This window comes from Planctomonas psychrotolerans (assembly GCF_008642235.1).
Classification (GTDB): Bacteria; Actinomycetota; Actinomycetes; order Actinomycetales; family Microbacteriaceae; genus Planctomonas; species Planctomonas psychrotolerans.
Map to the genome: position 1 here is coordinate 1,293,733 of NZ_SJEV01000001.1, position 13,304 is coordinate 1,307,036.

12 protein-coding genes are annotated in these 13,304 nt (G+C 69.0%); 11 read left to right on the plus strand and 1 reads right to left on the minus strand.

The genetic code is table 11. The features are described 5' to 3' along the window. Nucleotides 1-2: 2 nt before the first annotated feature. Together EY822_RS05765 and EY822_RS05770 are read left to right on the plus strand one after the other, a co-directional pair. The gene (locus tag EY822_RS05765) at nucleotides 3-986 is read left to right on the plus strand and encodes an alpha-ketoacid dehydrogenase subunit beta (protein WP_150307396.1); all 984 of its coding nucleotides are present in this window, start codon (nucleotides 3-5) and stop codon (nucleotides 984-986) included. 51 nt (nucleotides 987-1,037) lie between these two features. Further along, a complete protein-coding gene (locus tag EY822_RS05770; protein ID WP_150307397.1) occupies nucleotides 1,038-2,438 on the plus strand; it encodes a dihydrolipoamide acetyltransferase family protein in 1,401 nt (466 codons plus the stop codon). Nucleotides 2,439-2,500: 62 nt separating this feature from the next. Here the strand turns inward: EY822_RS05770 and EY822_RS05775 are convergent, their stop codons facing one another. After that, nucleotides 2,501-2,896: a VOC family protein gene (locus EY822_RS05775; RefSeq protein WP_150307398.1), complete on the minus strand. Its 396-nt coding sequence runs from the start codon at nucleotides 2,894-2,896 to the stop codon at nucleotides 2,501-2,503. Between the two features lie 542 nt (nucleotides 2,897-3,438). Between EY822_RS05775 and EY822_RS05780 the strand changes: the two genes are divergently transcribed. The 9 genes from EY822_RS05780 (at nucleotide 3,439) to EY822_RS05820 (ending at nucleotide 13,155) form a co-directional block, all read left to right on the plus strand. After that, a complete protein-coding gene (locus EY822_RS05780) occupies nucleotides 3,439-4,887 on the plus strand; it encodes an HNH endonuclease signature motif containing protein (protein ID WP_150307399.1) in 1,449 nt (482 codons plus the stop codon). A gap of 586 nt (nucleotides 4,888-5,473) precedes the next feature. Then, on the plus strand, nucleotides 5,474-6,604 hold the full coding sequence (locus tag EY822_RS05785; protein ID WP_150307400.1) for a glycosyltransferase family 4 protein: 1,131 nt from the start codon (nucleotides 5,474-5,476) through the stop codon (nucleotides 6,602-6,604). A 134-nt stretch (nucleotides 6,605-6,738) separates the two neighbouring features. Continuing rightward, complete coding sequence (locus tag EY822_RS05790) at nucleotides 6,739-6,909, plus strand: CsbD family protein (protein ID WP_150307401.1); 171 nt, start codon at nucleotides 6,739-6,741, stop codon at nucleotides 6,907-6,909. Nucleotides 6,910-7,046: 137 nt separating this feature from the next. Beyond that, nucleotides 7,047-8,306 carry a metal ABC transporter solute-binding protein, Zn/Mn family gene (locus EY822_RS05795; RefSeq protein WP_150307402.1) on the plus strand — a complete coding sequence of 420 codons (1,260 nt, stop codon included), beginning with the start codon at nucleotides 7,047-7,049 and terminating at the stop codon, nucleotides 8,304-8,306. Beyond that, nucleotides 8,303-9,106 carry a metal ABC transporter ATP-binding protein gene (locus EY822_RS05800; RefSeq protein ID WP_150307403.1) on the plus strand — a complete coding sequence of 268 codons (804 nt, stop codon included), beginning with the start codon at nucleotides 8,303-8,305 and terminating at the stop codon, nucleotides 9,104-9,106. Before EY822_RS05795 ends, EY822_RS05800 begins: the two co-directional genes overlap by 4 nt. Nucleotides 9,107-9,111: 5 nt before the next feature. After that, on the plus strand, nucleotides 9,112-9,990 hold the full coding sequence (locus EY822_RS05805) for a metal ABC transporter permease (protein WP_150307404.1): 879 nt from the start codon (nucleotides 9,112-9,114) through the stop codon (nucleotides 9,988-9,990). Further along, nucleotides 9,990-10,790, plus strand: a complete 801-nt coding sequence (locus EY822_RS05810; protein ID WP_150307405.1) for a metal ABC transporter permease — start codon at nucleotides 9,990-9,992, stop codon at nucleotides 10,788-10,790. The genes EY822_RS05805 and EY822_RS05810 overlap by 1 nt, the downstream gene beginning before the upstream one ends. Next, nucleotides 10,787-11,182 carry a Fur family transcriptional regulator gene (locus EY822_RS05815; RefSeq protein WP_150307406.1) on the plus strand — a complete coding sequence of 132 codons (396 nt, stop codon included), beginning with the start codon at nucleotides 10,787-10,789 and terminating at the stop codon, nucleotides 11,180-11,182. Before EY822_RS05810 ends, EY822_RS05815 begins: the two co-directional genes overlap by 4 nt. A gap of 284 nt (nucleotides 11,183-11,466) precedes the next feature. Next, nucleotides 11,467-13,155, plus strand: coding sequence for a BCCT family transporter (locus EY822_RS05820; protein ID WP_150308782.1), 1,689 nt, complete (start codon nucleotides 11,467-11,469; stop codon nucleotides 13,153-13,155). Nucleotides 13,156-13,304: the final 149 nt, after the last annotated feature.

A 13,304-nucleotide genomic window follows, 5' to 3' on the forward strand; every position in this document is an offset into this window, starting at 1 on the left:
CCATGGCCGATCTGACGACGATGCCGATGGCGAAGGCGCTGAACGCCGGATTGCGGAAGGCGATGCAGGACGACCGCAAGGTCATGCTGATGGGGGAGGACATCGGCGCGCTCGGTGGTGTCTTCCGCATCACCGAGGGTCTGCAGGCGGAGTTCGGCCGCACCCGCGTGCTCGACACCCCGCTCGCCGAGTCCGGCATCATCGGTTCCGCCATCGGTCTGGCGATGCGCGGCTACCGGCCGATCTGCGAGATCCAGTTCGACGGCTTCATCTATCCCGGCTTCGACCAGATCACCAGCCAACTCGCCAAGATGACGAACCGGCACGAGGGCCAGGTGCAGATGCCCGTGGTCATCCGGGTTCCCTACGGCGGTCACATCGGCGCGATCGAGCACCACCAGGAGAGCCCCGAGGCGTACTTCGCCCACACCGCGGGTCTCCGTCTGGTGAGCCCGAGCACGCCGAACGACGCCTACTGGATGATCCAGGAGGCCGTGCGATCGAACGACCCGGTCATGTTCTTCGAACCGAAGAGCAGGTACTGGCCGAAGGGGGAGGTCGACCTCGCCGCGAGCGCCGCTCCGCTGCACGCCAGCCGGGTGGTCCGCAGCGGTACCGAGGTCACCGTGCTGGCCCACGGCGCCATGGTCAGCGTGCTGCTGCAGGCCGCCGAGGTCGCCGCGGCGGAGGGCACCAGCATCGAGGTGATCGACCTGCGGTCGCTCTCGCCCATCGACTACGGCCCCATCCTCGAGTCGGTGCACAAGACCGGTCGTCTCGTCGTGGCGCAGGAGGCACCCGGCTTCGTGAGCATCGCGTCGGAGATCGCCGCGACGGTCACCGAGCGCGCGTTCTACTCGCTGCAGGCACCTGTGCTGCGGGTGTCCGGCTTCGACGCGCCGTTCCCGCCGGCGAAGCTCGAGACGCTGTACCTCCCCGATGCCGATCGCATCCTCGACGCGGTGGACCGCTCGCTCGCGTATTGATCGACCAGCCCAGCTCACCCCATTCCACCCACAGTTCCCCCGGGAGTCGCGATGACGGATTCACACTTTCACCTGCCGGACGTCGGCGAGGGCCTGACCGAGGCCGAGATCGTGTCCTGGCGCGTGCAGCCGGGCGACGAGATCGCGGTGAACCAGGTGATCGTGGAGATCGAGACGGCGAAGTCGCTCGTCGAGCTGCCGTCGCCCTTCGCCGGCACGGTGTCCGACCTCCTCGTGCAGGAGGGCCAGACCGTCGACGTCGGCACCGCGATCATCGCGATCTCGTCCGACGCGGGCGCGCAGGTTCAGGCACCCGCCGCGACCCCGGCGCAGTCGGCCCTGCCCACCGAGGCGGTGGTGATGGATGAGGAATCCGCCGCCGAGCTCGACCAGGCCGCGGCCGATACCGCGGCCAGCGTGTCCCGCGAGGACGAGGGATCCGGAGCCGTGCTCGTGGGCTACGGCAACCGGCCGGAGACGACCACGCGGCGACGCCGGACGGATGCGGCCTCCGGGTCGGCGGCCCCGTCGCAGGCGGCCTCGACCCGGCGCCCTCCGATCCCGACGTCGGTTCCCGCGGCGGCCTCGGTCGGCCCGATCATCGCCAAGCCGCCCATCCGCAAGCTCGCGAAGGACCTCGAGGTGAACCTCGCCGAGGTCGACGCCACCGGACTCCTCGGCGAGATCACTCGCGACGACGTCATCCGCAAAGCGTCGCAGGCCAGCGTCTTCAAGAACCTGCAGACGCCGGAATGGTCAGCGGACCGGGAGGAACGCATCCCGGTGAAGGGCGTGCGCAAGGCGATCGCGCAGGCCATGGTGACGAGCGCGTTCCAGGCGCCGCACGTGAGCGTGTTCGTCGACGTGGACGCGACCCGCACCATGGAGTTCACGAAGCGACTGAAGAACTCGACCGACTTCGCGGGCGTGAAGGTGTCGCCGCTGCTCATCATGGCGAAGGCCATCATCTGGGCGGTGCGCCGTAACCCCACGGTGAACTCGAGCTGGACCGACAGCGAGATCATCGTTCGGCACTACGTGAACCTCGGTGTGGCGGCGGCCACGCCGCGGGGCCTCATCGTGCCGAACGTGAAGGAAGCGCAATCGATGTCGCTGTTGCAGCTCGCGCAGGCGCTCGAGCAGCTCACCCTCACCGCGCGGGACGGCAAGACGTCGCCGGCGGAGATGGCGAATGGCACGATCACCCTGACCAACATCGGTGTCTTCGGGATGGATACGGGCACGCCGATCCTGAACCCCGGCGAGGTCGCGATCATCGCTCTCGGCACCATCAAGCAGAAGCCGTGGGTGGTGGACGGCGAGGTGCGTCCGCGCTTCGTGACCACGGTGGGTGCGAGCTTCGATCACCGCGTGGTCGACGGGGATGTGGCGAGCCGTTTCCTCGCCGATGTCGCGAGCGTGATCGAGGAGCCGGCCCTCCTGCTCGACTGAAATGCTCGCGACCGCTCGCTCGCTCGCCCGGTCGCTTGGTCGGGCGGTCGGGCGACGATTGCTTAGTCGTCGGCGTCGTCCTGAATGACGAGCAGCATGGTGCCCTCGGGGTCCTGCATGTAGGCGATGGTCTCGCCCCAGGGCATCGCCGAGGGCTCGACCGGGATGGGCGCGCCGTACTGCCGTGCCGCGTCGACCACTCCGGCGAGGTCGTCGACGTAGAGGCAGATGTCGACCGCGTGGCCGGTGGCCGGTCGGGGCGTGTCGCCGTAGAGCGCCGGCCCGGTTCCGTCGCCGAGTCCCACCTGTCCCGTGCCGATGCCGAGCACGAGGTAGCTGGCCTCGCCGTCCTCAGGGAAGCGGTACGTTTCCGCCGCGCCGAAGACGGTGAGGTAGAAGCGGCGGGCCTCGGCGAGGTCACGGCAGTTGATGATGGGAAACACGTCGCCTCGTGCCATGCGCTCACGGTAGTCCCGCTGGTGCCAGCGCGACAAGGCCCGCTCGCGCGGTCCCTCCCGTTGCTCCCCGGGCCGTCGCGGTCCGCACCCCGGTCCCTGCGCCCGACACGGTCACCGAGCCCAACGCGGTCCGTGAGCCTGTCGAAGGGACGTTCGCACACGGTCCCTGAGCCTGTCGAAGGGACGCACCCCACACAGTCCCTAAGCCTTCGAAAGGACGCCACCCCACGGTCCCTGAGCCTGTCGAAGGGACGCCACCCCACGGTCCCGTGAGCCTGTCGAAGGGGCGCCACCCATATGGTCCCTGAGCCTGTCGAAGGGACGCCACCCGCACGGTCCCTGAGCCCGTCGAAGGGACGCACCCCCACGGTCCCCGAGCCCGTCGAAGGGACGCCACCCGCACGGTCCCTGAGCCCGTCGAAGGGACATAAGGCGCCGTCCACCGCCCCCCTCTTCTCCTCCACAAGCTCGACCGAGAAACGGCAACTGACCGGCTCAAACCTCTGGGTGAGAATGTCGTAGGTGCGTGCGATAGTGCCTGCATGAACCCCTCGGCCGCGGAAGCCCCGGCACCGCACGGACCGTCTCTCATCGGCGATCCGATCGCCCGCATCCGGGCACTCGCCACCGAGTGCGCCGATGCTCTCCCGTGCGCCACCATTCCGGACCTCACCGATGCCGACACTCTCGCGCTTGTCACCGAGGTCGAGCGCCTCGGCCGTCGCGTCGACGCATTGCGCGTCACCCTGGCCGGCGAGGTCGCGGATCGTTCCCGGCCGTCCCGCGGCGCGCGTGGGCTGGCCGTGTCACGCGGCTGCCGCACCCCGGCAGATCTGATCGAGCAGCTCACTCAGGTCGCAGGGACGACGGCCCGCCGCCGAGTAGTACTGGCCGGTGATGTGCGTCGCGACCCGTTCCTGGGCGGCGACCGCACGAGAGCACGATTCGATCTGGTGGCTCAGGCCGTCGAAGACGGCACCATGGGTATCGACGCCGCCACGGTGATCACCAAGGGACTCACCCCGCTCCTCGCCCACGGGCCTCTCGACGAGTTGGGAAAGGCGGAGACCGAGTTGGTCGCCGCTGCCACCGGCACCGGCCCTGACAGCACGGTGCCAGCGTCGGCGGACTCGCTTCGGGTCATGGTGTCGGTGTGGCAGGCGAAGCTCGACCCCGACGGACTCGACCCGGCGGAGGACCGGGCGATGGCGGTCCGGGACTTCCGGTTCGGTCCGGAACGCAACGGCTTACTGCACGGTTCGTTCCGGCTCATGGCGGAAGCCGGAGGACGGGTGAAGACCCTGTTCGACGCGTACCTCACCCCCACCACCGCACCCGCATTCATGTCTGACGAGGAACGGGCGGCGTTCGAAGCGGAAGGTGGGAAAGACCTACGGACGCCGGCTCAGCAGCGGCATGACATCTTCGTCGCGATCATCGACGCCATGGCCCGCAGCGGCCAGGCACCCGAGATCGGTGGTGCCGCACCCACCGTGCTCGTATCGGTCCGGGCCGAGGACCTCGAGGCGAACCGGGGTGTTGGTTGGTCGGATCGGGTGGAGGGTCCGGTGTCGATGCGGACGGTGCGGCAGATGGTCTGCACCGGCGGCATCCAGAAAGTCGTCCTCACGAGTGAGGGACGGATCGTGCAACTCGGTTCACCGGAGCGGTGCTTCACCCCTCAACAACGACGCGCGATCTCCCTCCGTGACGGCGGGTGCGTCATCCCCGGCTGCACCATCCCCGCCGGATGGTGCGAGATCCACCATGTGGTCCCTGATCGGGATGGCGGGCCGACGCATCCGGATAACGGTGTGCTGCTGTGCTGGTTCCATCACCGGACCATCGACACCTCCCAGTGGCAGATCCGCATGCGACACGGGCTCCCCGAAGTGAAGCCGCCGCCGTGGATCGAGTACTTCGGCACGTGGCGACCCGCGACCAAGTCCAGAACCCGACTCCTCGACCGGCTCGACATCCCACCCGAGTAGTCCCGCGCCGGGGGAGTCGCGTCGACCGGTAGCCACGGTCGCTGAGCCTGTCGAAGCGGCGGGACCGCGCTGCCAGCGTCCCTTCGACAAGCTCAGGGACCGTGTGCGTATGCGTCCCTTCGACGAGCTCAGGGACCGTGAACGTATGCGTCCCTTCGACAAGCTCAGGGACCGCAGCGAGCGTCGCGATCTCGAGTTACGGTCGCTGAGCCTGTCGAAGCGACATGACCGTATGGGGTGTGTCCCTTCGACGAGCCCAGGGACCGTGAACGGCTCAGGGACCGTGCCCTCGTGAGGTATTCGTCCACCGGAGAACCGGGCGTTCCCCGAAGAGCTGGGGGCGGAGGTGGCGTGGTGGGGCTCGGGGGTCGGTGGGCATCTATGGGCGGAGCCCCAGCACGCCACCTCCGCACCCCCACACGACCGCAACCAGTCGCGTCCCTTCGACAGGCTCAGGGACCGCGCGGGTTCGCTCGGGACCGCGGACCGCGGACCGCGGGCACCGCCGCCAGTCGTTCACCGAGGATTCGCGGAACCGCCACGCGGCTGCCGCGCCACCGCTACCGGCACGGGCGAGCGTGAAGCCATGAGGATCGCAATCATCGCCGAGACATTCCTTCCCACCGTGAACGGCGTGACCCACTCCCTCCAGCGGGTGCTCGAGCACCTGCGGCAGCGCGGCGACGACGTCCTCGTGCTCGCCCCGTCCGAATCGCACCGCGAGCTGACGGAGATGCTCGACGGTGTCACGGTGCACAGGCTGCCATCGGTACCCCTCGCCCGGTACCGCGAAGTGCGGGTCACGACGGTCGGTGTCGCTCGAGTGCGTCGCATCCTCGCGGACTTCGATCCCGACGTGGTGCACCTCGCCTCGCCGTTCGAGCTCGGCTGGCGGGCGATTCGCGCCGCCCAGCAACTGCAGATCCCCACCGTTGCCGTGTACCAGACGGATGTTCCGGGATACTTCGGCCGGTACGGCCTGCCCGCGCTGGAGCGCATGGCGTGGCAGCGGGTCATCAACATCCACCGCGCCGCCGACCGCACCCTTGCGCCGTCCCGCACCGCCGCCAACCAACTCCGCACGCGAGGCGTGCCACGGCTGCGGGTGTGGGGTCGCGGCGTCGACACGGTGCGCTTCTCGCCGACCAAGCGCAGCGCCGCGTTCCGTGCCGCCGTGGCACCCGGCGGAGAACGGATCATCGGGTACGTCGGACGGCTCGCCGTGGAGAAGCAGGTGCAGGATCTGGCGGCATTGGCCGGCATTCCGAACACGCGGATCGTCATCGTCGGTGATGGCCCCCAGCGCGCCGCGCTCGAGGCGGTGCTTCCCGACGCGCTCTTCACCGGGTTCCTCGGCGGGGAGGAGCTCGCCACCGCGATGGCGAGCTTCGACCTCTTCGTGCACCCCGGTGAGCTCGAGACCTTCTGCCAGACCATCCAGGAGGCGATGGCGTCCGGTGTCCCGGTCATCGCGACGGGGCGAGGCGGTCCGGTGGATCTCGTGAACTCATCCCGCACCGGTTGGCTGTACCCGCCCGGGAACCTCAACGAGATGCGCCTCTATGCACTCGACCTCCTCGGTGACGACGCAAAGCGCGCCGCCTTCTCGACGGCCGCGGTGGCGAGCGTACGTAACCGCGGGTGGTCTGCCGTGTGCGATGAGCTGCTGCTCCACTTCGACGCGGTGATCGAGGCGCACGCCCTCACCAGCGCCTGACCGATCTCGGCTTCGGCGTTCCGATCACGTCGGTTCTCGCCCGATCCGTACTCAGCGAACACGGAGCCGAGGCATTCGGTCGGCGCGTACCGTGGAACGAAAGGGCCGATGCGCCCGATGAATGGAGGTACGACATGGGACTCGACGACAAGATCAAGAACGCCGCTCAGGACGTCGCGGGCAAGGTCAAGGAGGCCACGGGTGAGCACAAGAACGACCCCGACCTCAAGGCCGAAGGCCAGAAGGACCAGTCCGCCTCGTCCGTGAAGCAGGCCGGCGAAAACATCAAGGACGCCTTCAAGTAACGTCCGACCCACTGACACGAGCCGCTCGATCCCCCTCGGGGGTCGGGCGGCTCGGTCGTGAGCAGGCGAGGTGCACCTGCGACCGAGCGATGCGCCAGACTTTGACAATCATTATCAATTGTACGTAGATTGATCGCATGAAGCGCTCGCTCACGGCCGTCCCCCTCCTGCTCGGCTCCCTGGTCCTGGCCGGCTGTTCGGGCACGCCAGCCGGGGGCGCCACGGGCACCGTCGACGAGACGGACCGACCCACCGTGGTGGTGACCACCACGCAGATCGCCGACTTCACCCGCGCCATCGCCGGGGACTCCCTCGACGTGACGCAGCTCATCCAGCCGAACCAGAGCGCGCACGGATACGAGCCGAGCGCCGCCGATCTGCTCGCCATGGCCGATGCCGACGCCGTCGTGCAGAACGGCATCGGTCTCGAGGAGTGGCTCGACTCGGCCGTCAACGCGTCCGGCTTCGACGGGGTGCTCATCGATGCGAGCGAGGGCATCGCCGTCGCAGACCTGGCCGGTGGCGCGGAGGACGAGCACGCGGAGGACGCGCACGCCGGCGAGGGCCACACCGAGGACGAGCACGCCGGCGAGGGCCACGCGGAGGATGAGCACGCGGGCGAGGGCCACGCGGAGGACGACCACGCGCACGACGACCACGCGGGCGAGACCGAGGCGGAGCACGCTGAGCACGCCGATGAGGCGGCCGGTACCGAGGCGACCGACGCCGACACCGAGGCGGCCGGTACAGAGGGCACCGACACCTCCGCCGACGAGGACCACGCGCACGACCACAGTGCCGGCGACCCGCACATCTGGAGCGACCCGGCGAACGCCATCACGATGGTCGAGAGCATCGCCGCCGGCCTGACCGCCGTCGACGGCGTGGATGCCGAAGCCGTCGAGGCGAATGCGGCCGCGTACATCGACGACCTCTCCACGCTCGCGGACTGGATCGACGGGAGCATCGAGGCCGTGCCCGCGGAGTCGCGGCTCCTGGTGACGAATCACGACACGTTCGGGTACTTCGCCGAACGGTACGACGTTCACTACGTCGGATCCGTGATCCCCGGATTCGACGACAACGCCGAGCCGAGCGCCGCGGAGATCGATCAGCTCGTGGCCGCGATCCGAGAGACCGGCACGACCGCCATCTTCGCCGAGGCATCCATCTCGCCGCGGACCGCCGAGACCATCGCGACGGAGGCGGGCGTCACCGTCTACGCCGGTGACGACGCGCTCTACGCGGACTCCCTCGGCCCGGCGGGCAGTGCAGGCGAGACCTATATCGCCTCCCAGGTGCACAACGTCACGCTGCTGGTCGAGTCGTGGGGTGCGGCCCCGCTCGAGGTTCCGGCGCAACTCGAGGTCCCCGAAACTGCAACACTGACGGGATGACCCCCGCAGTTTCCCCGGCAGACGCGCCGCGGCCGAGCGGCACCGCGCTCCGGCTCGACGGTGCGACGTTCGCCTACGGCCACACGGCGGCGCTCGCCGACATCACGGTGTCGGTCGAACCGGGTCAGGCGGTCGCGCTCATCGGCCCGAACGGTGCGGGGAAGTCCACCCTGCTGAAGGGTGTGCTCGGACTCCTCCCGCTGGTCGCGGGGTCGATGGAGATTCTCGGCGAACCGCGCTCGCGGGTGGACCGGTCTGCGGTGGGGTATCTGCCGCAGAGCGACGACCTCGATCCCGAGTTCCCGGTGTCCCTGCGCCAGGTGGTCATGATGGGGCGCTACCGCTCGATCGGCTGGTTCCGCGCCCCCGGTCGCGCCGACCGGGCCGCCGTGGACGCCGCACTGGATGCCGTCGGCCTTCAGGACCGCGCTCGCGACCGCTTCGGCACGCTGTCGGGCGGCCAGCAGCAGCGTGGTCTGCTCGCCCGCGCGCTCGCATCCGAGCCCCGCCTGCTGCTGCTCGACGAACCGTTCAACGGTCTCGACCAGGTCAACCGCGACGCCCTCATCGAGACCGTGATGCTGCTCAAGGCGCGCGGGGTCGCAGTGCTCGTCTCGACCCACGACCTCGAATTGGCCCGGCAGGTCTGCGACCGCGTGCTGCTCCTGAACGGAACCCAAGTGGCCTACGGCGACCGGGATGAGGTGCTCACGCTCGACAACGTGCAGCGCACGTTCCGCGAGGTGCAGGTGGAACTCGACGAGCACACGTTCGTCACGCCCGGCCACGACGGGCACTGACCGACGTGGCCGAACTGTTCCTCACGCCCTTCGCCCTGCCGTTCATGGCCCGCGCCCTACTCGTGCTCGCGGTGCTCGGAGTCGCCGCGGGCACCGTGGGCGTGCTGGTGAACCTGCGGGGATGGGAGTTCACGAGCGACGGCCTCGTCCACGCCGTGTTCCCCGGCGTGGCCATCGGCTTCGTGTTCGGAGGCGCGACGGGACTGTTCGCGGGGGCGATGATCGCCGCGCTCGTCGCCGCCGTGCTGCTCACGATGGTCACCCGACGGGCGGCGACCTCCGACGCGGCGATCGCCATCGTGCTCACCGCGATGTTCAGCGTCGGCATCATCGTCGTATCCCGGCAGTCGAACTATGCCGGACAGCTCGAGGCCCTGTTGTTCGGCCGGGTGCTCACCATCTCGGCCGACGAGGTGCTGCACACCCTGCTCATCTGCGCGGGTGCGGTGCTCCTGCTGCTGCTCACCCTGAAGGAGCAGGTCTTCCGAGCATTCGACCCGAACGGGAACTCGGCCGCGGGCTATCGACCGTTCCTGCTCGACCTCGTCCTCAACCTGGCCATCGCTCTCGTGGTGGTGGCCGCGTCGAGTGCGGTCGGCAACCTGCTCGTGCTGGCGGTGCTCATCGTGCCCGCGGCGCTCGCGCGACTGCTCAGCGATCGGCTGGTCCTCCTGTTCCCGTTGGCCGCGCTCGCCGCGATCCTCGCCGCCTGGGTCGGTCTCAGCATCAGCTTCGCCGGTTCTCTGCGCGGTGGGGTGAACCTGCCCGCCGGGGCCACCGTGGTCGCGGTGCTCGTGCTGGGCTACGTCGTCGCCCTCGCGGTGCGGCTGGGGATCGACCGCAGTCGACCGCGACCCGACAGCACCCCGGCGGGAGGTGCCTGATGGGGTACTTCGAGCGCGCGCTTCTCGCGGCGGCGGTGCTCGGTGCGCTCTCCGGGCTCGTCGGCAGTCTCGTCGTGCTGCGCAAGCGCGCGTTCTTCGCCCAGGCGCTCACGCACGCCACCTTCCCCGGAGCGGTCGCGGCCGCGCTGCTCGGGGTGAACGTGCTCTTCGGAGCGGCGGTCGCCGCGGTGATGCTGATGGCGGTGATGACCGTGCTCGGCCGCATCAGCCGCGTGGGCGGCAGCGTCGCATCCGGCATCGTACTCACGACCGGATTCGCCCTCGGGGCGCTGCTGCAGGCCACGAACCCGTCGGTACCCGTGCAGGTGGAAGGCTTCCTGGTCGGATCGATCCTCACCGTGACGCCCGCCAACATCGGCATCGCCGGTGCGCTGCTGGCCGTGGCCATCGTCACGCTCGCCCTCACCGGCAAGGAGATCCTCTACTCCACCTTCGATCCGACGGGCTTCCGGGCTGCCGGCTACCGCGAGTGGACGATCGAGCTGATCACCCTCGGGCTCGTCACCGCCACCGTGGTGGTGTCGATGCCGGCGGTCGGATCCATCCTCGCCATCGCGCTTCTGGCCGCTCCCGCCGCCGCCACGCTCGTGCTGGCCCGCACGTCGATGCAGGTGTTCGCCATCGCGCCGGTCGTGGGAGCCGTGTCCGCGGTGACCGGTGTGCTGCTGTCCAGAACCTTCGCCGTGAGCGCCGGTGCGGCCATCGCCCTCACCGCGGCCGCGTTCTTCCTCGGCGCTGTCGCATTCTCCCGGCTACGGGGCATACGGTGGGTCCGATGAAGCGGAACACCTGGCAACGCGAGGCTGTGCGAGAGGCCCTCGGTACGACCGACGGGTTCGTCAGCGCGCAGGGTCTGCACGCGGCGCTCCGAGACGGCGGATCGCCGATCGGCCTGGCGACGGTCTACCGTGCCCTCTCCGATCTCGCCGACGGCGGAGAGGCCGATTCCCTCCAGTCGATGGAGGGCGAGGCGCTGTACCGAGCCTGCTCCACGGACGGTCATCACCATCACCTGATCTGCCGCAACTGCGGCCTCACGGTCGAGATCGAGGCGGATGCGGTGGAGACCTGGGCGACCCAGGTCGCCTCGGCCAACGGGTTCAGCCAACCGCAGCACATCGTCGATGTGTTCGGCCTCTGTGCCGCGTGCACCCGGGCGACGACGGCCTGACCCGACCTGTCGCGGGCATTGTCCGGCGGTTCCGAGCATGGCGCCCGATTTCGGGCTGACCCAACCTGTGGATAGGGTTGCAGGCTGTTCCCCGCCCACGCCTGCTGCACCCGGTGTGCTGTGCGCCATCCGCGACGGAAGAGACGACAGCAGTGACGAAACCTGATCCCACGACGCCGAGCCGCAGGCTCGGCCGATTCCGCGACGCGACGCCGCCCGAGCCGCGACGGGCGACCGTCGACCACTCCGGCCACCGCCTCCTGCAGGCCCGCACGGCGGCGTCGATGGCGCTGTACGACCCCAAGCACCCCAAGGTCGACCGCATGGTCTTCGGCGTCACCTCGGTTCTCGCCGTCGCCTTCGTCGTCTGGGGCTTCGTCAGCACCGACAGTCTGTCGCTGGTCTCCTCCACCGCTGAGGGCTGGGTCATCCGGAACACGGGCTGGCTGTTCGTGATCGCCACGAGCTCCTTCGTGGTGTTCGTCATCTGGCTCGCCGCGAGCAAGTACGGGCGGATCCGACTGGGCGCCGACGACGAGCGCCCGGAGTTCCGCACCGTCTCATGGATCGCGATGATGTTCGCGGCCGGCATGGGGATCGGCCTGATGTTCTTCGGGTCGGCCGAGCCGCTCAGCTTCTTCATGAGCCCACCGCCCGGAACGACCGAGGCCGAGAGCGCCCAGGCCGTGCGCACGGCGATGGCCACCTCGATGTTCCACTGGGGCCTGCACCCGTGGGCCATCTACGCGGTCGTGGGCATCGCGATCGCCTACGGCACGTTCCGCAAGGGCCGCAGGCAGCTGTTCTCCTCCGTGTTCTGGCCGATCTTCGGCCGCAAGAGCGAGGGCATGGCCGGGCGCATCATCGACATGCTCGCGATCTTCGCCACCCTGTTCGGTTCCGCGGCGTCCCTCGGTATCGGGGCCACGCAGATCGCCGCCGGCCTGCAGTTCAACGGCTGGGTGGGTGACATCGGGACACCGCTTCTCATCGGCATCATCGCCGTGCTGACCATCGCCTTCGTCGCATCCGCGGTCTCCGGTGTTGCCCGCGGCATCCAATGGCTGTCGAACACCAATATGGTGCTCGCCCTCGTGCTCGCCGTGTTCGTCTTCGTGGTGGGCCCGACCCTGTTCATCCTGAACCTCATCCCGGCCACGGTGGGAAGCTACATCGGAGACATGACCACCATGGCGTCCCGCACCGGGATCGCCGGTGACGAGATGAGCCAGTGGCTGTCGGGCTGGACCATCTTCTACTGGGCGTGGTGGATCTCGTGGACGCCGTTCGTGGGCATGTTCATCGCGCGCATCAGCCGCGGTCGCACCATCCGGGAGTTCGTCACGGGTGTGCTGCTCGCGCCGACCCTCGTCGCGCTCGTCTGGTTCTCGATCTTCGGGGGATCCGTGATTCACGCGCAGCAGTCGGGTGAGAACGTGACCGTCGACGGTGCGGTCAGCTCCAACTCGACCCTGTTCCAGCTGCTCGCCACCTATCCGCTCGCCAGCGTCACTTCGATTCTCGTGATGCTCCTCGTCGGCATCTTCTTCATCTCCAGCGCCGACTCCGCGTCTATCGTCATTGGAACGCTGTCCCAGCGGGGGGCGATCTCCCCGACGAAGCCCGTCGTGGTCACCTGGGGCGTTCTCATGGGCGCCGTCGCGGCGATCATGCTCGCCATCGGCGGCGGTGGCGCGGAAGCGCTCACCGGTCTGCAGAACCTCACGATCGTCGCGTCGCTGCCCTTCGTGGTGATCATGCTGCTCATCGCCTTCGCCCTGTGGAAGGAACTCCGCACCGACCCGCTGATCGTGCGGGGCGAGGTGGCGGTGAGCATGATGCGCGACGCGGTGGTGCAGGGCGTCGAACAGCACGGGGATGACTTCGAGCTGACCGTCATCGCCTCGCCGACGGAGCGCGGCACCGAGGCTCAGGCCGAGGACGACGGACACCTGGACCGTCCTCGCGCGTAGGACCACGTTTGCGGAGGAGTCCCCCGACCACGTAGTATTTGACGTTGGCCGTGGGGGCTCCTCCCTCGCGGACCGCGTGCCTACACTTTCGTTGCGCCGTACCGGCGACTCGAGCACGCAGACAAGACATCTTGGGCAGGGCATCGCGC

Bases quoted from the DNA above. Each gene is read 5' to 3' on its own strand.
- EY822_RS05785 (WP_150307400.1), top strand. From the start codon at position 5,474: ATGAGGATCGCAATCATCGCCGAGACATTCCTTCCCACCGTGAACGGC.
- EY822_RS05795 (WP_150307402.1), top strand. From the start codon at position 7,047: ATGAAGCGCTCGCTCACGGCCGTCCCCCTCCTGCTCGGCTCCCTGGTC.
- EY822_RS05815 (WP_150307406.1), top strand. From the start codon at position 10,787: ATGAAGCGGAACACCTGGCAACGCGAGGCTGTGCGAGAGGCCCTCGGT.
- EY822_RS05780 (WP_150307399.1), top strand. From the start codon at position 3,439: ATGAACCCCTCGGCCGCGGAAGCCCCGGCACCGCACGGACCGTCTCTC.
- EY822_RS05770 (WP_150307397.1), top strand. From the start codon at position 1,038: ATGACGGATTCACACTTTCACCTGCCGGACGTCGGCGAGGGCCTGACC.
- EY822_RS05820 (WP_150308782.1), top strand. From the start codon at position 11,467: ATGGCGCTGTACGACCCCAAGCACCCCAAGGTCGACCGCATGGTCTTC.
- EY822_RS05790 (WP_150307401.1), top strand. From the start codon at position 6,739: ATGGGACTCGACGACAAGATCAAGAACGCCGCTCAGGACGTCGCGGGC.
- EY822_RS05765 (WP_150307396.1), top strand. From the start codon at position 3: ATGGCCGATCTGACGACGATGCCGATGGCGAAGGCGCTGAACGCCGGA.
- EY822_RS05775 (WP_150307398.1), bottom strand. From the start codon at position 2,896: ATGGCACGAGGCGACGTGTTTCCCATCATCAACTGCCGTGACCTCGCC.
- EY822_RS05810 (WP_150307405.1), top strand. From the start codon at position 9,990: ATGGGGTACTTCGAGCGCGCGCTTCTCGCGGCGGCGGTGCTCGGTGCG.
- EY822_RS05800 (WP_150307403.1), top strand. From the start codon at position 8,303: ATGACCCCCGCAGTTTCCCCGGCAGACGCGCCGCGGCCGAGCGGCACC.